A 19360-nucleotide genomic window follows, 5' to 3' on the forward strand; every position below is an offset into this window, starting at 1 on the left:
CGCACCGTCCGCGGCGAGCCGTTCAGTCCTCGCCGAGTCCGGCCTCTTCGAGGTCCAGGCCGCGTTGCAGTCGCCGCCGGGTGGTGTCGCTGATCCGGTGGTCCGCGTACAACCGCTGGAGCTGCGCGGATTCCGCGGCTATCACGGTGCGGCGCAGCGCCCGGTAGGTGGTGGCCGGGGCCCAGGAGGAGGGCGTGGCCTCGTCGTCCTGGCCGGCGTCGGCCTGGTCCAGGCGGGCCAGCAGTCCCCGGCGCAACTGGTCGACGAGCACGGCGGGCGCCGCCTCGGCCGCGTCGAGGCCGTCCAGACACTCCAGTCCGGCCTGGGCGAGACGGGCGCGGGCCCGGGCCTCTTCCCGGGCGGTGTGTTCCGGCTCCAGCGCGATCCCGGACCAGCGCACCACCGGCGCGAGGGTGAAGCCCTGGAGGACGAGGGTGAACACGACCACGCCGGTGGTCAGGACGAGCACCAGCGGGCGGTGCGACAGCGGGCTGCCGTCGTCGGCGGCCAACGGGATGGACAGGGCCGCCGCCAGGGGCATCACGCCGCGGGTGCCGGCCCAGGAGACCACCGCGGGAATGCGCCAGGTGACGGTGCCGTCGCCGCGACGGCGCTGCATGACGGCGGAGAGCGGCAGCACCCCGAGCATCCGCACGGCGATCACGGTGCCGGCCACCGCGAGCACGCCCAACGGCCAGCTGCGGTCGTCGGCGTTCAACTGCCGTACCAGTTCCGGTAGTTCCAGCCCGATCAGGGCGAACACCACACTCTCCAGGAGGAAGACCACCGTGCCGTAGACGGCGTGCACCTGGAGGCGGATCGCGGCGTTGGTCAGCTTGTGTCCGGTGCTGCCGAGGACCACCCCGGCGACCACGACCGCGGTGACGCCGGAGGCGTGGACGTCCTCGGCGAGGACGTACGCGGCGTACGGCGTGACGAGGGCCACCACCGTCTCCAGGACCGGATCCGCGGTCCGGCGCCGGATCAGCGCCACCACGGTGGCCACCGCGCCGCCGACCAGCGCCCCGCCGCCGCCCAGGACCAGAAACTGGCCGCCCGCAGCGCCCCAGGAGACGGCGTGCGCCGCCACGGCGGTGCCCACCGCCACCTTGAAGAGCACCAGGCTGGTGGCGTCGTTGAAGAGGCTCTCGGACTGGACCAGAGCCTGTATCCGCGGCGGCAGTGCGATCTTGCGCCCGAGTGCCGTGACGGCGACCGGATCGGTGCTGGCCAGCACCGCGCCGAGGACGAACGCCATGGTGGGGGAGAGCGGCGTGAGCACGGACGCCACCACCCCCACCGCCGCCGCGGTGACCAGCACCAGACCGAAGGCGAGCACCGTCACCGGCCGCCACACCCGCCGCAGTTCGCGCCACGGCACCTCCTCGGCTGACGCGTGGAGCAGCGGCGGCAGCACCACCACGCTGATCACTTCCGGCGCGATGTGGACGCCCCGGAGCCAGGGCAGCAGTCCGACGAGGAGGCCGCCGACGACCAGCAACGAGGGGGCGGGGATCCGCCAGTGTCGGGCGCCGGTGGCCACCAGCGTGGCGAACGCGACGAGGAGGAGGATGGCAGTCAGGTCGGTCACGCGGTCGTCCCTCGTTGGCTCCGGCTGTCCTTGCACCGTCGCCGACCAGACTTCCCGGCACTCCGCGAGGAAACTTACCGGGTCGCGTCGGGTCCTGCCACCGTCCGTGCGCACCCCGTTGACGATTCCGCCGAGCGGGTCGACCTCGCGCACCGGACGCGCGGGCGCCGCTCACCCCCGGGTGGCGGCGACCGCGACCAACGTCAGCGACAGCAGCAGGACGGCCGCCCCGCCGGCGACGAACGCCCGCTCCAGCCCCAGGCTCTCCCATCCCTGCACGACGACGGAGCGCGGGTCTTCGGGGTCGTAGCGCAGCAGCACCCGGTCACCGTCGTCGAGCTGGTGGCGGGCGGTCGGCGTCACGGGGCAGACGACCTCCACCACCCGGCCGTCGTCGGTCACGAACTGGAGCAGTGGGCGGGGCCGGGGCGACGGGTCGACATCGTGGCCCGGGGGCCGTTTGACCAGCGCCGCCGCGCACGTCCCGGTCCGCTGCACCCGTCGTACCTGCCGGAGCCCGTGGACGCCGGCGAGCATCCCCAACAGACCGCCGAACGCGGCGATTCCCGCCAGCACGGCCACGGCCCCCGTACCCATCGACCCGCCTCCTGTGGTTGGCCTTCCGTCTGCTGTTCCGTCGTGCGCCCGGGTGGCGTGCCCGCCGGGACGGACTAGCCGGGCTCGACGGCTTCCCCCGCGTCCCCGGCCGTCGCGGCGCGCAGCGAGAGGACCATGGTCAGTCCGCCGCCGGGAGTGTCTTCGGGGCTCAGGGTGCCGCCCATCGCCTCGGCCAGGCCGCGGGAGAGGGCCAGGCCCAGTCCCAGGCCGCTGGTGTTGTCGCGGTCGCCCAGCCGCTGGAAGGGCACGAAGATCCGGTCCCGGTCCTCCGGGCGCAGTCCGGGCCCCCGGTCGATGACCCGCAGTTCCACCCGCGGGCCCATCGCACTGGCGGTGATCAGCACCGACTCCGCCGCGCCGGAGTGCCGCACCGCATTGGTGACGAGGTTGGCGATGACCCGTTCCAGGAGCGGCGGGTCGGCGAGGACGTCGCAGACCTCCGCCAGGCCGCGGGAGGCGATCCGCACCGGCGCGGCGGCCAGGGTGGCCAGGGACAGCGGCAGCACGTCGGCGAAGGCGGTGGGCTGGAGGTGCAGGGAGAGGGCACCGGCCCGCAGCCGGCTCATGTCGAGCAGGTTGTCCACCAGGCGGTTGAGTTCGATGAGCGAGTCCTCGGCGGTGGCCAGCAGTTCGTTGCGCTCCGCGGCGGTGAAGTCCACGTCGGTGCTGCGCAGCGAGCTGATCGCGGCCCGGCCGCTGGCCAGCGGAGTGCGCAGGTCGTGGCTGACCGCGGCCAGCAGCGCGGTGCGCAGACGGTCCGCCGCCTTGACGGGTTCGACCTCGGCGGCGGCCTCCATCAGGCGGGCGTGGTCGAGGGCGGCGGTGAGGTGGGCGGCGAAGGCGGTCAACACGCGGTGTTCGGAGGCCGGCAGGCGGCGGCCGCGCAGCACGAGGAGGCGGTCCGGTCCCGCGGGCACCTTCACCAGTCCTTCGGCCTCCTCCTCGGCCTCGGTCCCGGGCTCCTGGTCGGCGCGCGGCACGAGTTCGGCCGACGCCATGCCGAACGTCTCCCGGGTGCGTTCCAACAGAACCGAGACTCCCTGGTCGCCGCGGAGGATGGTGCCGGCCATGGAGGACAGCGTCTCGGCCTCCGCGGTGGCGCTGGCGGCGCGCCGGGACAGTCGCAGGGAGCGATCCACCAGGGCGGCCACGGTGACGGCCACCAGGGCGAAGACCGCGAGCGCCAGCGCGTTGTTGGCCTCGGTGATGGTGAACTCGCGGCTGGGCGGGATGAAGTAGTAGTTCAGCAGCAGGGAGGCGGTGAGGGCGGCGACCAGCGCGGAGACCACACCGCCCAGGCAGGCCACGCCGACGACCGTGGCCAGGAAGAGCAGCGCCTCGCTGGTCAGGTTGAGCGGGCCCCGGATGTGGGTGAGGAGTGCGGTCAGCAGGAGCGGCAGGACCAGGGCGGCGAGGGGGCCGGCGATGCGGCGGGCCTGCGGGAGCTGGCGGCCGGGGATCGACGGCCGGCGGCCGCGGCCGGCCCGCTCGTGGGTGACCATGTGGACGTCGATGTCGCCGGACAGCTCGACGGTGTCCTCCCCGATGCCGCGCGGCGCCACCAGCCGGGAGAACCAGCTGCGGCGGCTGGTGCCCAGCACGAGCTGGGTGGCGTTCTCGGCGCGTGCGAAGTCCAGCAGCGCGGTCGGCACGTGGTCGCCGACCACCGAGTGGAAGCTGCCGCCCAGGCTCTCGACCAGGGCGCGTTGCTTGGCGAGTGCGGCCGGGGAGACGTAGGCCAGACCGTCGCTGCGGGCGACGTGCACGGCGAGCAGGTCGCCGCCGGACGAGCGGTCCGCGATCCGCTCCGCGCGGCGGATCAGGGTCTCGCCCTCGGGCCCGCCGGTGAGCGCCACCACCACGCGTTCGCGGGTCTCCCAGACGGTGCCGATGCCGTGCTCGGAACGGTACTTCTGGAGGGTCTCGTCGACGCGTCCGGCAACCCACAGCAGGGCGAGTTCCCGTAGGGCCGTGAGGTTGCCGATGCGGAAGTAGTGCGCGAGCGCGGCGTCCACCTTCTCCGGTTGGTAGACGTTGCCGTGCGCCATCCGCCGGCGGAGCGCCTCGGCGGGCATGTCCACCAGCTCGATCTGATCGGCGCGGCGGACCACCTCGTCGGGCACCGTCTCCCGCTGCGGGACTCCGGTGATCTTCTCGACCACGTCGTTGAGCGATTCCAGGTGCTGCACGTTGACGGTGGTGACCACGTCGATGCCGGCGGCCAGCAGTTCGTCGATGTCCTGCCAGCGCTTGGCGTTGCGGCCACCGGGCACGTTGGTGTGCGGCAGTTCGTCGACGAGGGCGACCGCGGGGCGGCGGGCGAGGACGGCGTCCAGGTCCAGTTCGCTGAAGCTGGCGCCGCGGTACGCACGGTGCAGTCTGGGCAGCACCTCCAGCCCGTGGAGCATCTCCTCGGTGTGCTGCCGGCCGTGGCACTCGGCGTAGGCCACCACCACGTCGGTGCCGCGCCTCAGACGGCGGCGCCCCTCGTCCAACATCCGGTACGTCTTGCCGACTCCGGGCGCGGCACCGAGGAAGACCTTGAGCTTCCCCGGTCGTTCGCCCGCTGTTTCGGCCGTCATTCTCGGCGCCACTGAAGGCCCCTCCCTCACCCTGCCTGCACGGCCCCACGACGCCTGGTTCGGCGAGGGGGACCTCGGGCGGCCCAGCGGACATGGGTTGTCCGACATGGTCACACCGTGCCGGACGGAGCACGGTGGAACGCGGCGATGTTGACGTTTTCCTGATTCGGCCGTGCGGGCGTGCCGCCGGGGGAAGGCCGTCGGCTGACGGTCCGTCAACGACGGTTGTGGCGCGCCACGTCGAGCAGCAGGACGACACCGAAGCCGGCCATCAGCAACAGGCCGAGCAGGACGGCCAGCCCTCCGCCGGGGGCGGCACCGGCGAGCAGCGCCACGGCGCCGACGAGGAGCACCGCCACCACGGACGCCGCGATCTTCCAGTCGTCACCGATGAGGAAGGCGTACCAGAAGCGGGCGAAGCCCTTGACGAGCCGCAGGACGGTCACGGTGCCTCCCCGATGCCGTTCGGCCCGGTGCGGTCGGGGCGGCGGGCGAGGGCGGGCGCGATCCGGATCAGCAGCCGGGTGACGGCGAACCACGCCGCGATCAGCACCGGGATCGCCCAGTCCCGACCGAACCACGCGAGGCTCGCCCCGCCGGCGGTGAAGACGCCGAGCCCCGCCACCGCCCAGTACGTGCCGAAGCTCGCCAGCAGCAGTCCGACGCCGTACTTGAGGGTGTTCTCCGGCACCCGGGAGAGCGGGCGGTGGGCGAAGAACCCGGCGACCGCCACGCAGAGTGCCGCGACGGCCGCGGTGCCGGCCGCCACCGGCACGTCGTGGGCGCTGGTCCCGAAGGTGATCACGATGAAGACGATCTCCACGCCCTCCAGGAAGACGCCCTTGAGCGACACCGTGAAGGCGAACCAGTCCAGCCCGAGGCGGGTGGCCGGCCCGGCGCCGCGGGCCGCGGAGGTCTGCTCGGCGAAGGCGGCCTCCTCGTCGTGCCGGGGCTTGAGCCCGGCGCCGCGCAGGACCGCCTTGCGCAGCCATTGCAGGCCGAAGACCAGCAGCAGGGTGCCGACGGTCAGTTGCAGGGCGGCCTTGGGCAGCCAGGTGGCCAGTGCGTAGCCCGCCGCCGCGGTGAAGGCCGCGAGCGCCACCGCCGCCGCGGCGGTACCGGCCCAGGCAGACCGCCAGCCCCGGGTCATGCCCATCGCCATGACGATGGTCAGCGCCTCCACCGCCTCGACCACCGAGGCCAGGAAGACCGCCGCCACCAGTCCGTACGTCGCGCCCATCCAGGCACCTCCTCCCGCGGGACGTGCCTGCCCAGAATGCCGGAATTCGGGCAGGTGGCACAGCGGTCCGCGCCGCCCAGCGTGGCGCGCCCGCCGCGGTGCGCCGCGGCGCCCCGCACGGGAGCCCGTCAAGGCCGCGTCAAAGCCGGACCGCGACCGGTCCGGAACCGGCGGCCGGCGCTTACACCTGAGGTGGAGGTGAGCTTCCATGGTGCGCTACCTCAGCCGCGACCAGGTCGCCCTCGCTGCCGCCCTCGTGCTCCCGCCGGCCGTCTGCGCGTTGCTGCTGCCGTTCCGCGACCGGCTGTCCAACACCACCGCGGCGCTGCTGCTCGTCGTCGTGGTGGTGGCGGTCGCCGTGCTGGGCCACCGGCTCGCCGGTGCGCTCGCGGCGCTCTCCGCCGCGGTGTGGTTCGACTTCTTCCTGACCCGGCCCTACGAACGGTTCGCGATCACCAAGTCCGCCGACCTCGTCACCGCCGTGCTGCTCCTCGCGGTCGGCGTCGCGGTCTCGCAGTTGGCCGCCCGCACCCGCGAGCTGACGGTGATCGCCATCACCGACGACGACTACCTGGCGCAGATCCACCACACCGCCCGGCTGGTGGAGACCGCCGCCGGCCCGGACGCCGTGGTCGACCACGTGCGGCACCAGTTGGTGGGACTGCTGGGGCTCGGCGGCTGCCGCTTCGAGTACGGCACGCTGATCGGACATCCGCCGCGGCTGCTGGAGGACGGTTCGCTCACCTGGGGCCGCCGCCGTTGGGACGCCGACCGGGACGGCCTGCCGGCGGCGGAGGTGGAGTTGCGGGTGAGCCACGGGGGACGCTTCCACGGCCGGTTCATGCTGCAGGGCGCCCCGGGCAGCGCGCCGCCGCTCGCCGCGCGGCTGGTCGCGGTCACGTTGGCCAACCAGGTCGGGGCGGCCTTCGAAGCCGTCACCCCGGCGCGCGCCTGAGCCCGGCGCCGCCCCGACCGGCCGCGTCGGCCAGCGCCTGGTTGAGCGCCACGACGTTGACGTACGGCTGTCCCAGGAATCCCAGGTCGCGCCCGTGCAGGTGACGGGTGACCAGGCGCCGGACCAGGGCGGGGGAGAGGCGCCGGGCCCGGGCCACCCGCCGGACCTGCTGGTACGCGTACGCCGGGGAGACCGCCGGGTCCAGGCCGGAGCCGCTGCTCGTGACGGCGTCCGCGGGGACGGCCGCCGGGGGCACCCCGTCGAACGCGGCGACCGCGGCGCGACGGGCCCGGATGGTCGCGGTGAGCACGGGGTTGGTCGGGCCGAGGTTGGTGGCGCCCGAGTTGCCGGCGTCGTAGCCGCCGGCGGAGGGCCGGGGCTGGAACCAGCGGGGGTCGGCCAGCAGCGGCCCCCGCCGCCCGGCGCGGGGGGCGCGCTGTCGGAGGGAGAAGTCCTGGCCGAGCAGGCGCGAGCCGACCACCGTCCCGTGCGCCGTCAGCAGCGACCCGTTGGCCCGGTCGGCCAGCCCGGCCTGGGCGATGCCGGTGACGAGGAGCGGGTAGCCGATGCCGGTGAGCACCGTGAACACCAGCAGCATCCGCAGGGCCGCCAGGTGGTGGCGGAGCGCGACGGGAAGGGCGGTGCGCACCACGGGTCCGTTCTCCTCTCCTCGCCGGCCGGTCAGCGCAGGCCGGGAACGAACTGGATGACCAGGTCGAGCAGTTTGATGCCGACGAACGGCAGGACGAGGCCCCCGAGGCCGTAGAGCCAGATGTTGCGGCTGAGGAGTTCGGCGGCGGAGGACGGGCGGTAACGCACCCCGCGCAGCGCCAGCGGGATCAGCGCGACGATGATCAGCGCGTTGAAGACGATCGCGGAGGTGACGGCCGACGCCGGGCTGTGCAGCCGCATGACGTTGAGCCGGTCCAGGCCCGGATAGACGCTCGCGAACATGGCGGGGATGATCGCGAAGTACTTCGCCACGTCGTTGGCGATCGAGAAGGTGGTCAACGCACCCCGGGTGATGAGGAGTTGCTTGCCGATCTCGACGATCTCGATGAGCTTCGTCGGGTTGGAGTCCAGGTCCACCATGTTCCCGGCCTCCTTGGCGGCCGAGGTGCCGGTGTTCATGGCGACGCCCACGTCGGCCTGGGCCAGCGCCGGGGCGTCGTTGGTGCCGTCGCCGGTCATCGCCACCAGCTTCCCGCCCTCCTGCTCGCGCCGGATCAGCGCCATCTTGTCCTCGGGCGCGGCCTCGGCGAGGAAGTCGTCCACGCCGGCCTCCTGGGCGATGGCGTGGGCGGTGAGCGGATTGTCCCCGGTGATCATGACGGTCCTGATGCCCATCCGACGCAGCTGGTCGAACCGGTCGCGCATGCCCTCCTTGACCACGTCCTTGAGGTGGACGACACCGAGCACCCGGGCGTCCGGCGCGCCTGCGCGCCGCGTCACCTGACCGACGACCAGCGGGGTCCCACCGCTGGCGGAGATCCCGTCGACGATGTGCCCGACGTCGTCCGTGGGGTGCCCGCCGTTGTCACGGACCCAGCGCATCACCGCGGTCGCCGCGCCCTTGCGCAGTGAACGGGGCTCCTGCGGGTCGTCGAGGTCGACGCCGCTCATCCGGCTCTGCGCGGTGAACGGCACGAACCCGGCGCCGGCCAGCTCCCCTTCGCTCCGCCCGCGCAGCGCGTGCTGCTCCTTGGCGAGGACCACGATGGAGCGGCCCTCGGGCGTCTCGTCGGCGATCGAGGACAGCTGCGCGGCGTCGGCGAGTTCCTCGGCGGCCACCCCGGGCACCGGCAGGAACGCGGTGGCCTGCCGGTTGCCGAGGGTGATCGTGCCGGTCTTGTCCAACAGGAGGGTGTTCACGTCGCCCGCGGCCTCCACGGCGCGTCCGGACATCGCCAGCACGTTGCGCTGGACGAGCCGGTCCATGCCGGCGATGCCGATGGCCGGCAGCAGTGCGCCGATCGTGGTGGGGATGAGCGCCACGACCAGGGCGACGAGGATGACCAGGGTCTGCTCGGCGCCGGCGAAGACGGCGAATGGCTGGAGGGTCACCACGGCGACCAGGAAGACGATCGTCAGCGACGCGAGCAGGACGTTGAGCGCGATCTCGTTGGGGGTCCGCTGCCGGGCCGCCCCCTCCACCAGGGCGATCATCCGGTCGAGGAAGGTCTCCCCGGGCCGGGCGGTGATCTTGACCACGATCCGGTCCGAGAGCACCTTCGTGCCGCCGGTGACCGCCGACCGGTCACCGCCCGACTCGCGGATCACCGGCGCCGATTCACCGGTGATGGCCGATTCGTCGACGCTCGCGATGCCCTCCACCACGTCGCCGTCGCCGGGAATGGGCTGCCCCGCCTCGACGACGACGTGGTCGCCCAGGCGCAGCTCGACACCGGGCACCGCCTCCTCGACGAGGTCGGTCGCGCCGGGGTGCCAGTCGACGAGCCGTCGCGCGCTCACCGTGGTCTTGGTCCGGCGCAGGGCCGCCGCCTGTGCTTTGCCGCGGCCCTCCGCCACCGCCTCGGCGAGGTTGGCGAAGACCACCGTCAGCCACAGCCAGCCGGTGATCACCCAGGCGAAGACGCTCGGCGTGCGGACGGCCGCCAGGACGGTCAGCGTCGCACCCACCTCCACCACGAACATCACCGGGCTGTGCACCATCACCCGCGGATCGAGCTTGCGCAGCGCGTCGGGCAGGGACCGCACCAGTTGCCGGGGGTCCAGCAGCCCGCCCGAGACCCGCTGCGCCGGGCGGTCGGCGCCGGGCGGGGCGGTGGACGGCGGGGTGGTCGAGGACATCAGCGCAGCCCCTCCGCCAGCGGGCCCAGCGCCAGCGCCGGGAAGTACGTCAGACCGACGACGATCAGGATCACGCCGGTCAGCAGGCCGACGAACTGCGGCCGGTGGGTGGGCAGGGTGCCCGCGGTGACCGGCACCCGCTGCTGCCCGGCGAGCGAACCGGCCAGCGCCAGGACGAACACCATCGGCAGGAACCGACCCAGTAGCATCACCACGCCGAGGACCGTGTTGTACCAGACGGTGTCGGCGCTCAGCCCGGCGAACGCCGACCCGTTGTTGTTGGCGGCCGAGGTGAGCGCGTAGAGCACTTCGGAGAAGCCGTGCGGCCCCGGGTTCAGCATGGCCGCCCGCTCGCCGGGGAGCGCCATGGCCAGTCCCGCGCCGACCAGGACGAGCGCGGGCGTGGTGAGGAGGTACAGCGAGGCGTACCGCATCTCCCGGCCGCGCAGCTTCTTGCCCAGGTACTCGGGGGTGCGACCGACCATCAGCCCGGCGACGAAGACCGCGACCACCGCCAGGATCAGCATCCCGTAGAGCCCGGAACCGGTGCCGCCGGGCGCGACCTCCCCCAGCATCATGTTGAAGATCGTCATGCCGCCGCCGCCCGGGGTGTACGAATCGTGGGCGGAGTCGGCCGCGCCGCAGGACGTGAGGGTGGTGGAGACCGCGAACAGCGCCGAGGACCAGATGCCGAACCGGGTCTCCTTGCCCTCCAGCATCGCCCCGGCCGCGTGCCCGGCCGGACTGCTGATCCGGTGCAGCTCGTTGGCAGTCACCAGGGCGACCGAGGCGGCCCACAGCACCACCATCACCGCGACGACGGCGTAGCCCTGGCGCTGGTCGCCGACCATCGTGCCGAAGGTCCGCGGCAGCGCGAACGGGATGACCAGCATCAGGTAGATCTCGATCAGGTTGGTCAGCCCACGGGGATTCTCGAAGGGGTGGGCGGAGTTGGCGTTGAAGAAGCCGCCGCCGTTGGTGCCCAGTTCCTTGATGGTCTCCTGGGAGGCGACCGGACCGCCCGGCAGGCTCTGGTGGCCGCCGGCGACGGTGGCGAGGTCGTGGGCGCCGTGCAGGTTCTGGATGACGCCGGCGGCCACCAGCACCAGCGCGAAGACGAAGGCGATCGGCAGCAGCACCCGCAGCACCAGCCGGGTCAGGTCCGCCCAGAAGTTCCCGACCTGCTGCGTCCGCTGCCGGGTGAAGCCGCGGATCAACGCCGCCACCACGGCGATGCCCACCGCCGCGGAGACGAAGTTCTGCACCGCCAGCCCCGCCATCTGCACGAGGTGGCCCATCGTCGACTCGCCCGCGTACGCCTGCCAGTTGGTGTTGGTGACGAACGACGCCGCGGTGTTGAACGCCAGGTCCGCCGGCACCGGCTGGTGCCCCAGCGAGAGCAGCAGGTGGTCCTGGAGACGCAGGAACGCGTACAGGAACAGCACCGAGACCAGGCCGAAGGCGAGCAGACCGCGCAGGTAGACCGGCCACGGCTGGTCGACGTCACCGTTCACGCCGCCCGCCCGGTAGACCAGGCGCTCCACCCGCCAATGGCGCTCGGTGGTCAGCACGTGCGCCAGAAGGTCTCCCAGCGGACGGTACGACAGCCCCAGCGCCGCCACCAGCGCGGTCACCTGGAGCCAACCGGCCGCCGTGTCGCCCATGCCCGGTCCTCCCTAGAACTTCTCCGGAAAGAGCAGGCAGAGGACGAGGTAGATCACCAGCGCGGCGGCGACGATCAGGCCGACGACGTTCTCCACGCTCACCGGCGTCCGACCCCCTTGGCGGCCAGGCCGAGGAGGGCGAACACCACGGCCGTCAGGCCGACGTAGGCGACGTCCGACATGGGTGTGACACCCCGCAAGTCATCGGGGACGGGGGAGTGTTCCGTCCGATCGGGCGGCTTCAGCACGACTTCTGACGCTACATCAGATCTCGGCTGCGGGCCGGCTGCCGCGCCGCCGCGCGGACTCCCCGCCCCGCCCGAGCCGCCTCACGGATGCATCCGCGCGCCCTTGATCACCTTGTCGACGGCGTTCCGCGGCCCGTACACCGCCAGGCCCACCAGATCCAACTGGGCGCCCGGCACGGCCCGCACCGCGGCGCGGTTGTCCCGGTCGTTGCCGGTGGCGAACAGGTCGGAGGTGAAGAGCGAACGGGGGAGGGCGCGGTTCAGCGCGCGGCCGTGCGCCGTGGTCAGCGTCTCCTTGTCGGCCTCGAAGACCAGGACGGGCTGGCGGAACATGGGCAGGTACGGGGTGTCGTCGGCGTCCGTGTACGGCTCGCCGATCACCTCCGGCAGCTCCGTGCCCAGGCCGCTGACCAGGAAGGCGGTCACGTTCAGTCGCTGCCAGGGTTCCAGGTCGGTGCGGAGCAAAACGGCGATCTTGGTGTCGAAACGTACCGGGGCCGGTTCGTGAGAAGTCATGCCCCCAGGCTGCCGACCGGCCCGCCGCGCCGTCTTGTACGTTCTTTGCATGGTCGCCCAGCAGCAGGTCTCCGCATGGCGCCCGCAGGTTCCGGGCGTCGTGGAGGTCTTCCACGCCCACTTCACCGAGCACGCCTACCCGATGCACGTGCACGACGCGTGGACCCTGCTCATCGTGGACGACGGCGCCGTCCGCTACGACCTGGACCGTCACCAGCGCGGCACCCCACACGACACCGTGTCCCTGCTCCCGCCGCAGGTACCCCACAACGGCTCGCCCACCACCGCGGGCGGATTCCGCAAACGGGTGCTCTACCTGGACCTGACACAGCTGGACGAGAGCTACATCGGGGCCGCCGTGGACGGCCCCGACCTGGCCGACCCCCTGCTGCGCCGCCGGGTCGGACAACTGCACGCCGCGCTGGCCCACCGCGGCGACGAGCTGGAGGCCGAAAGCCGGCTCGCCCTGATCGGCGCACACCTGCGCAGCCACCTGCGGCCCCGACTGACCGTCCCGCCCCCACCGGCGACCCGGGGGGTGGCCCACACCTTGCGGGACCTCCTCGACGCACGACTGCAACAGGGGGTGACCCTGGACGAGGCCGCCGGCCTGCTGCACGCCCACCCCACGCACCTGGTGCGTGCGTTCGGCGCGGCGTTCGGGATCCCGCCGCACCAGTACGTGATGGCCCGCCGGGTGGAGCGCGCCCGCCGCCTGCTGCTCGACGGCCGGCCGCCGACGGTCGTGGCGACCGAGGCCGGCTTCTACGACCAGTCGCACCTGACCCGGCACTTCAAGCGGATCCTGGGCGTCACGCCCGGACGCTACGCCCGTCCGGACCGCACCCACGACGGCCGCGACGCGGCGGCGCCGACACGGCACTGAGCGGCCCGGACGCGTCCCTCACCCGGCAACCGCCCGCCGGTCGCCGACTCAGCCCGCTCCGCCGAGCAGGGCCGTGCGCTGCTCCAGGAGGAAGCGGACGTCCTCGCGGTAGCCGTCGGCGTGCCGTTCCTCGCGGTGGACGGCGAAGGCCGGGTCGCCCGCCCGGACCCGCTGCTCGATGTTGGCGGCGATCGCGCTCAGGCGCACCACGGCCAGGTCCAGGAGCTGGGCCGCGGTGACGCCGTGCCCATAGGCCCGGGCGAGCAGCTCCAGACGGGCCGGCCGGTCGGGCTCGGCCGGCCAGCCGAAGGCCCGCGCCTGCCGGGGCGAGGAGAGCGGAACGAAGCGGTGCGCGGCGTAGGACAGGTCCCAGGCACGGTTGGAAGGTCCGGCGAAGTCCCAGTCGATGATGCCGGTGACCCGGTGCCGGCCATCGAACACGAGGTTCCACGGGGCGAGGTCGTGGTGGCCGACGCAGTCGATCCGCGCGGGGACCGCGACCTCGCGGTGCCGCCAGGCATCGGGCTCGGGGGGCACGAAGCCACGCGTCGCATCGTGCATCGCGCGGACCGCTTCCGCAACGCCGATCAGGGTCGTCGTCTACCGGTACGGGGCCTCCAGGGGATAGTGGGCGGCCCGGCCGTCGAGGTGGCTGAGCAGGTCGCGGGTGCCGTCGTCGCTGGTGCCGAGGTACCGCGGGGCCCGCAGCAACCCGACGCGCTCGAAGTGCTGGAGCAGGGCGCGTACATTGCGGCTGCTCGCGGCGCGCTCGACCACCGCGCCGCGCCGGACCGGCCGGGAGAACCTGCCACCGGGCATCGCTTCGTCCATGCCTCGCGACCCTACCGAAGCCGTGCGGGCGGGCCCGGCGCCCGGCTCACCCCGTGTCCGCAACGGACCTGGTGGCCGGGCCGCGGATCTCCGCGACGATGGCGCGGGCCCAGTCGGCGGGGGAGTGGTCGTCGAGGAGCGCGGCCAACGCGGCGGTGTGGGCGGTGCGCTGACTGGGCGTCAGCGACAGTGCCCGGTGCAGCGTGTCGACCAGGTCCCGGGGGGAGTGCGGGTCGGTCAGCAGGGCCGCGGTGGCGAGTTGTTCGGCGGCGCCGGTGTGGCGGGACAGCACGAGGACGCCCGGCCGGCCGGTGGCGGCCCGCGCCGTGACGTACTCCTTGGCGGCGAGGTTCATGCCGTCCGCCACGGAGGTCACCCAGAACACGTCGGCTGCGAGGTACTCGTCGACCACCTGCGGGAACGGCAGCGCCTGTGGAAGGTAGTCGACGGGCTGCCAGGTGTCCGTGCGCCAGCGGTCGTTGACGGCGGCCACGGCTGCTTCGAGGGCGGTGCGGGTGGCGTCGTAGGCGTGGATGCCTGGTTCGGGAGGCGGGCACACCAGGCGGAACCGCAGCCGCTCCCGCCACCGGGGTTCCCGTTCCAGGAGGGCGTCGACGGCACGCACCTTGTGGACGGGTGCCTTGGCGTAGTCCAGGCGCTCGACGGACAGCACGAGCCGGGACGGCGCCCCGGTGGCGCGGTGGTGCGCTGCGCCGGCGCCGACCCGCTCCCGGGCCAGGGCGGAGACGGTCGTGCGGTCGATGCCCAGGGGGTGGACACCGGTGCGCGGGACGGGGCCCGAACCGGCCAGCAACCGGCGGAAGTTGTCCGCGAAGGCCGCGGTGTGGAAGCCCGCCCAGTCCAGCCGGGCCAGGGAGTCGATCAACTGCCTGGCGTCCGGGAGCCGTCGGAAGACGTCCGGTGACGGGAACGGGGTGTGGTGGAACAGGCCGATGCGCAGGTCCGGCCGCTGCGCGCCGAGGAGGCCGGGGACCAGCCAGAGGTTGTAGTCGTGCAGCCACACCGTCGCGCCGTCCGCGGCGTGCGCGTCGATGTGCCGGGCGAAGGCGGCGTTGACCGCTTCGTAGTCGGCCCAGTGGGTCGGCGCCCGGCGGATCAGCTGCGGCTGGGACATCAGCGCCGGCCACAGAGTCTCCTTGCAGGCGCCGTGGAAGTAGCCGGACCACCGCTCGGGCGGCACGGGCAGCAGGGCGAGCGGAAGCCCGGTGACGGGGGCGGAGGCTTGGGCTCCGGGCTCCTCCTCGACGAGGGCGGCGGCCCACGTCGCGTCGAGGCCGTCGGTGTCGTCGCCGAGCACGGACGTCAGCGTGGGAAGAATCCCGTTCGGGCTGACGGGCCGGCGCCACCGGCCCCGTGACCAGTGCACCGGCGGCCGGTGGTAGCCGACGACGACGGAGGTGGGGCGCCGCACCCAACCCACCCGCTCCAGGGCGTCCAGGATCGCCGCCGCGCCCTCCAGCGGGGGGCGGTGGACCAGCTCGCCGTCCGGCACCTGGGCGAGGAGCGCGGGTTCGGCGTTGCCCATGATCACGCCGTGCGCACCGAGCTGGAAGAGGGAGAGGTCGTTGAGCGAGTCCCCGGCGACGAGCAGCCCGGACGCCGGCCATTGGAGCTTGTCCGCCAACCGCTGGAGGGCCTGACCCTTGCCGGCGTGCGGTGGCAGCACGTCGAAGAAGCGCCCGGCGGAGTAGGTCCACGAGCAGCCCAACCGGGCCACAGCTGCGGTGAGTTCGGGCGACAGGTGCTCGGGGGCCAGGAAGAAGGAGCAGCGACCGTCCTGCGGCACGCCGTCCTGGTGGAGGAGTGCGGGGAAGTGGCGCAGGGCCGCCCGGACGTGCTGCGCACCGGGCCATCCGGTGCGTAGCTCCGCTTCCAGCGCGTCGACGTGGGCCATGCCGGCGGCGTCGATGACGCTGGCGCCGACGTCCGCGATGATCCAGCGCGGCCTGGGGAGCAGCGGATCGCGGGCCAGGCGGGTCCGGATCGAGGGCAGACCGCGACCGGTGGCGAAGACGACGGTGATCTCCGGGTGGCGGTCCAGTGCCCGGCGCAGCCGCTGCCGCGCGGCCCGGTCGCCGCCGAGCAGGGTGCCGTCCAGGTCCGTCACCAGGACCCGTAGGTCCGGGCTCGGTGGTCGCGCCATCATCGCGTCGTCCCACGTTCGTTCGGACATGTCGCTCCTTCGCCGCCGCTGAATCGCCCTCGCCACGTCTACCGCGTCGCCGACTTCAGGCCGGGAGGCGGGCGAGCCGAGCCCGCAGCCCGGCGGAGTCCAGCGCGGCGCTGGATCCGGGACCGGTGACCGCAGCCGCACCGCAGACCACACCCGCGGCCAGGCAGGAATCGAGCGATCCGCCCGCCAGCCGCTCGTGCAGGAAGCCCACGTTGAAACAGTCACCGGCTCCGGTGGTGTCCACCACCGGTACCGGCAGCGCGGCCCGCGTCGCCCGTCGCCCGCCCTCGGCGGCCACCGCCCCGTCGCGGCCCCGTTTGATGACGGCGACGGGCACCACGTCCGCCAGCACCTCCAGCGCCTCCGCCACGCCGTCCGTCCCGGTGATCCGCAGGGCTTCCGTCTCGTTGGGCGCGAAGACCTGCACCTGGGAGAGTGCCTTGGTCACCTCGGGCATCCCGAGGTGACCGGCGTAGTCCTGACAGTCCATGAAGACCTCGGCGCCGTGCCGGGCGGCCACGTCGAGCGCCTCCGACACCTCGGGCCCGAACTGGAGGTACGGCAACATGACCACGGCGGGCCGGTGGGTCGCGATCAGCTCGGCCAACGGCCGTGCCGGGACCGGGTCCTCGTACGCGATCATCGCCCGGTCCTGCGGGCCGGACAGCGCGACCGTCACGTTCCGGACGGGTTGCGCATGGTGCCGGAACCCGTGTTCGCCGATCCCCTCGGCGCGCGCCGCGGCCAACACCTCACGGCTGAATACGTCGGATCCGAAATCGGCCGCCCACACCACGTCACGGCCCAGCCGGCGCAGCCCCATCGCCAGGGTGAACGCGCCGCCGGGCACCATGCCCAGTCCACCGGCCCACACCTCGGAGCCGAACGCGACCTGCCCGGCCAGCTCCCGGAACACCAGGTCCACCGAATAGGCCCCGACCACCAGCACTTGAGCGCCGGTCCGCCGCGCAGTCCGGTCGGCCCGTCCGGCCGGCGGTTCCACCAGCGGTGCGTCTCGTCGGGGCGTCTGCGGAACGCCGTGCGGATGAACCATGCGGGGAACTGTAAGCGGACGCTCGATGCGGACGTCCACCAACGTCACGGTGTGTCCGAAAGTGGTTGCTGACGGTGGCGGAACGGGGTGTTTTGGGCGGCGACATCCGGGCACGCGATCGTGCGTCAAGGAACCACGCCAACGGGAGAAGGAGTGCGACCGTGCCTGTCGACCGGAAGGTGACTGCCAAGACCGAGCAGGCCAGGGGCGCCGCCAAGGAAGCCGTGGGCCGCGCGATGGGCGACCAACGGATGACTGCCGAAGGCCGTTTGGAGCGCGCCGAGGGCGATCTGCGCGAGGCGGCCGCGCACGGCGGCGACGCCGTGGCGAAGGGCACGGACGCCCGCCGTCGGTGAGGGCGGGCCGCCGCGCCGCGGCCGGGAACCGTCGGGTGCGCGGAGCGGAGCAGGCGCCGGCGCTCCGGAGTCCTGCCCCGCGCCACCCGCCCGCGCAGACACCACCGTGCTGCCGCACCGGCCCAACGGGACGGTTGCCTGTCCTGGTCCGTTCCTGGACGGTCGACCCGCTCGACCCGGTCGGCGCCACGCACCACCGCACGCGTACGGGAGGAGAACCACAGTCATGACCCACGGCTACGAGGACTGGCGGGCCCAGGAGGTCCGGTGCCCCGGTGACGTACCCCCGGCGACCCCGCTGGCGTGGCTGGCGCAACGGCACTCCGCGCACGGGCAGCGGCTGGCGGACCGCCAGTTGCCCGAGGACTTTCCGGGGCCGGTCGCCCGCGGTGACGCGGGCGATGCCTTGGCCCAGCTCGCGCTCGGCACGCAGCTCGCCCGCAGCGCGGTCGCCGGCCAACCGGGAGCGGTGCTGGAAGCCCTCCAACTGGGCGCCACCTGGCGGCAGGTGGCCACCGCCTTGGACACCGGCCCCGACCGGGCCCGCGCGCTGCTCCGCGACCATGCGGACGCCCAGTTGCAGCTGCACGAGGGGGATCACGACGCCGGTGCCGGACTGTTGGGGTGGGATCCCGCCCAACGCGACGCGGTGCGGGCGCTGACCCTCCTCGGCGATGACGAGCCGGCCGACAGCGTGGGGGCATCGGCGCCGGGTGCGACGTGAGCACGGCACCGGGCGACCGCCCGCGCCGTGGCCCGGCCGGGCGACCCTGTCGGGACGGTCACGGTGCTCGGTGTGCCGAGGGCGGGGCGACGGCGGGGACGGGCCGGAGCCGGTAGGCGTCCCCGTCCGTGAGCACGCGGCCGCCGGTGGGCGGCGGGAAGTGCGTGCCGAGGAGCAGCGTGTCGCCGTCGGCGAGCTCCGACAACAGTGCGCGACGGGTGGCCCGGGCCTGCTCGGGATCGATGTCCACGCAGCTGCCGAGCGTGGGATCGGCGAGCTGGACGGGGTGGTGGAGGCAGTCGCCGGTGATGAGCGCGGTGGCGCCGCCGCTGCTGATCTCGACTGCGAGGTGCCCCGGAGTGTGGCCGGGCGTCGGGACCAACCGCAGGCCGGCGGCGAGTTCGGTGCCGTGCGAGGGCACGTCCACCAGGTCGAGCAGCCCGGCGTCCTCGACGGGGTGCACCGAGTCGCGGAACATCTGGCGGCGCGGCTCGTCCATGGCGTAGCCGGCCCAGAACTCGCGCTCGGCCCGGGACGTCACGTAGCGGGCGTTGGGGAAGGTGGGGACCCACTCGCCGTCGCGCTCCCGGGTGTTCCAGCCGACGTGGTCGGCGTGGAGGTGCGTCAGGACCACCACGTCGACGAGGTGCGGGGCGAAGCCCGCGGCCGTGAGGCGCTGGAGGTAGTCGGTTCGCAGGTCGTGCCAGGCGGGGTTGGCCCGGGTCTTGCCGTTGCCGATGCCGGTGTCGACCAGGACGCGGAGGCCGCCGACCACGAGCGCGAAACTCTGACTGGCGAGGTGCAGCACGCCCGTGCCGTCCGCGAAGTGGGGTTGCAGCCAGGAGTGTCGGGCGACGGTGTCCGGGGTGGCGCCGGGCAGCAGCCAGGGGCCGGTCTCCGGCGGCAGGGGGACCTCGTCGATGCGGTGGACGGTGACCTCGCCCACGGTCCAGGACGGGGTGGCGGCGGGGTCGGTGGGCTGAGTGGTTGACGCGGAGTGCGACATCGATCGTCGTTCCTTCGTGCGGTGCGGTGGATAGTGGGCGACGAGAACGGATGGAGAGGGGTGCAGGGAAGCGCTAAAGCAATC

20 protein-coding genes are annotated in these 19360 nt (G+C 73.4%); 4 read left to right on the forward strand and 16 right to left on the reverse strand.

The window, feature by feature from the left end; translation table 11 throughout:
- Window positions 1–22: 22 nt before the first annotated feature.
- From ABD385_RS19875 to ABD385_RS19895, 5 genes are all read right to left on the reverse strand, one after another.
- Complete coding sequence (locus ABD385_RS19875; protein ID WP_344577805.1) at window positions 23–1591, reverse strand: Na+/H+ antiporter; 1569 nt, start codon at window positions 1589–1591, stop codon at window positions 23–25.
- A gap of 171 nt (window positions 1592–1762) precedes the next feature.
- Window positions 1763–2188 (reverse strand): DUF3592 domain-containing protein, encoded by a 426-nt coding sequence (locus ABD385_RS19880; RefSeq protein ID WP_344577807.1) that lies wholly within the window; start codon window positions 2186–2188, stop codon window positions 1763–1765.
- Between the two features lie 74 nt (window positions 2189–2262).
- Complete coding sequence (locus ABD385_RS19885) at window positions 2263–4791, reverse strand: sensor histidine kinase (protein ID WP_344577809.1); 2529 nt, start codon at window positions 4789–4791, stop codon at window positions 2263–2265.
- A 215-nt stretch (window positions 4792–5006) separates the two neighbouring features.
- A complete protein-coding gene (locus ABD385_RS19890) occupies window positions 5007–5237 on the reverse strand; it encodes a hypothetical protein (protein ID WP_344577810.1) in 231 nt (76 codons plus the stop codon).
- On the reverse strand, window positions 5234–6031 hold the full coding sequence (locus ABD385_RS19895) for a hypothetical protein (RefSeq protein ID WP_344577813.1): 798 nt from the start codon (window positions 6029–6031) through the stop codon (window positions 5234–5236). Before ABD385_RS19895 ends, ABD385_RS19890 begins: the two co-directional genes overlap by 4 nt.
- Before the next feature lie 208 nt (window positions 6032–6239).
- Between ABD385_RS19895 and ABD385_RS19900 the strand changes: the two genes are divergently transcribed.
- Entirely contained in the window at window positions 6240–6986 is a 747-nt protein-coding gene (locus ABD385_RS19900; protein WP_344577815.1) for a DUF4118 domain-containing protein, read from the forward strand.
- Here the strand turns inward: ABD385_RS19900 and kdpC are convergent.
- The 6 genes from kdpC to ABD385_RS19930 form a co-directional block, all read right to left on the reverse strand.
- Window positions 6967–7635, reverse strand: a complete 669-nt coding sequence (gene kdpC, locus ABD385_RS19905) for a K(+)-transporting ATPase subunit C (protein WP_344578122.1) — start codon at window positions 7633–7635, stop codon at window positions 6967–6969. The two genes, ABD385_RS19900 and kdpC, sit on opposite strands and share 20 nt — an antisense overlap.
- 32 nt (window positions 7636–7667) lie before the next feature.
- Complete coding sequence (gene kdpB / locus ABD385_RS19910) at window positions 7668–9797, reverse strand: potassium-transporting ATPase subunit KdpB (RefSeq protein WP_344577817.1); 2130 nt, start codon at window positions 9795–9797, stop codon at window positions 7668–7670.
- Entirely contained in the window at window positions 9797–11461 is a 1665-nt protein-coding gene (kdpA, locus tag ABD385_RS19915) for a potassium-transporting ATPase subunit KdpA (RefSeq protein WP_344577818.1), read from the reverse strand. Before kdpA ends, kdpB begins: the two co-directional genes overlap by 1 nt.
- A 12-nt stretch (window positions 11462–11473) precedes the next feature.
- Window positions 11474–11563, reverse strand: coding sequence for a K(+)-transporting ATPase subunit F (gene kdpF / locus ABD385_RS19920; protein ID WP_233655575.1), 90 nt, complete (start codon window positions 11561–11563; stop codon window positions 11474–11476).
- The gene (locus tag ABD385_RS19925) at window positions 11560–11709 is read right to left on the reverse strand and encodes a hypothetical protein (protein WP_344577822.1); all 150 of its coding nucleotides are present in this window, start codon (window positions 11707–11709) and stop codon (window positions 11560–11562) included. The genes kdpF and ABD385_RS19925 overlap by 4 nt, the downstream gene beginning before the upstream one ends.
- A gap of 81 nt (window positions 11710–11790) precedes the next feature.
- Window positions 11791–12225: a DUF2000 family protein gene (locus ABD385_RS19930; protein WP_344577825.1), complete on the reverse strand. Its 435-nt coding sequence runs from the start codon at window positions 12223–12225 to the stop codon at window positions 11791–11793.
- A gap of 49 nt (window positions 12226–12274) precedes the next feature.
- Between ABD385_RS19930 and ABD385_RS19935 the strand changes: the two genes are divergently transcribed.
- Entirely contained in the window at window positions 12275–13111 is an 837-nt protein-coding gene (locus ABD385_RS19935; protein ID WP_344577828.1) for a helix-turn-helix transcriptional regulator, read from the forward strand.
- 48 nt (window positions 13112–13159) lie between these two features.
- Here ABD385_RS19935 and ABD385_RS19940 read toward each other — a convergent pair whose 3' ends face one another.
- Genes ABD385_RS19940 through ABD385_RS19955 form a run of 4 tightly spaced genes read right to left on the reverse strand, consistent with a single transcriptional unit; the run spans window position 13160 to window position 17190 of the window.
- A complete protein-coding gene (locus tag ABD385_RS19940; protein WP_344577831.1) occupies window positions 13160–13672 on the reverse strand; it encodes a phosphotransferase in 513 nt (170 codons plus the stop codon).
- Window positions 13673–13711: 39 nt separating this feature from the next.
- Window positions 13712–13942, reverse strand: a complete 231-nt coding sequence (locus tag ABD385_RS19945; protein WP_344577833.1) for a hypothetical protein — start codon at window positions 13940–13942, stop codon at window positions 13712–13714.
- Between the two features lie 46 nt (window positions 13943–13988).
- The gene (locus tag ABD385_RS19950; protein WP_344577836.1) at window positions 13989–16136 is read right to left on the reverse strand and encodes an HAD-IIB family hydrolase; all 2148 of its coding nucleotides are present in this window, start codon (window positions 16134–16136) and stop codon (window positions 13989–13991) included.
- Between the two features lie 55 nt (window positions 16137–16191).
- A complete protein-coding gene (locus ABD385_RS19955) occupies window positions 16192–17190 on the reverse strand; it encodes a carbohydrate kinase family protein (RefSeq protein WP_344577838.1) in 999 nt (332 codons plus the stop codon).
- Between the two features lie 161 nt (window positions 17191–17351).
- On the opposite strand from ABD385_RS19955, the gene ABD385_RS19960 reads away from it, so the two are divergent.
- Both ABD385_RS19960 and ABD385_RS19965 read left to right on the forward strand, forming a co-directional pair.
- The gene (locus ABD385_RS19960) at window positions 17352–17546 is read left to right on the forward strand and encodes a CsbD family protein (protein ID WP_344577841.1); all 195 of its coding nucleotides are present in this window, start codon (window positions 17352–17354) and stop codon (window positions 17544–17546) included.
- Between the two features lie 226 nt (window positions 17547–17772).
- Window positions 17773–18270, forward strand: coding sequence for a hypothetical protein (locus ABD385_RS19965; RefSeq protein ID WP_344577844.1), 498 nt, complete (start codon window positions 17773–17775; stop codon window positions 18268–18270).
- 58 nt (window positions 18271–18328) lie between these two features.
- Here the strand turns inward: ABD385_RS19965 and ABD385_RS19970 are convergent, their stop codons facing one another.
- Window positions 18329–19276, reverse strand: a complete 948-nt coding sequence (locus ABD385_RS19970) for an MBL fold metallo-hydrolase (RefSeq protein ID WP_344577847.1) — start codon at window positions 19274–19276, stop codon at window positions 18329–18331.
- Between the last annotated feature and the right edge of the window lie 84 nt (window positions 19277–19360).

The sequence above is a fragment of the Streptomyces lunalinharesii genome (assembly GCF_039532155.1).
Lineage (GTDB): Bacteria > Actinomycetota > Actinomycetes > Streptomycetales > Streptomycetaceae > Streptomyces > Streptomyces lunalinharesii.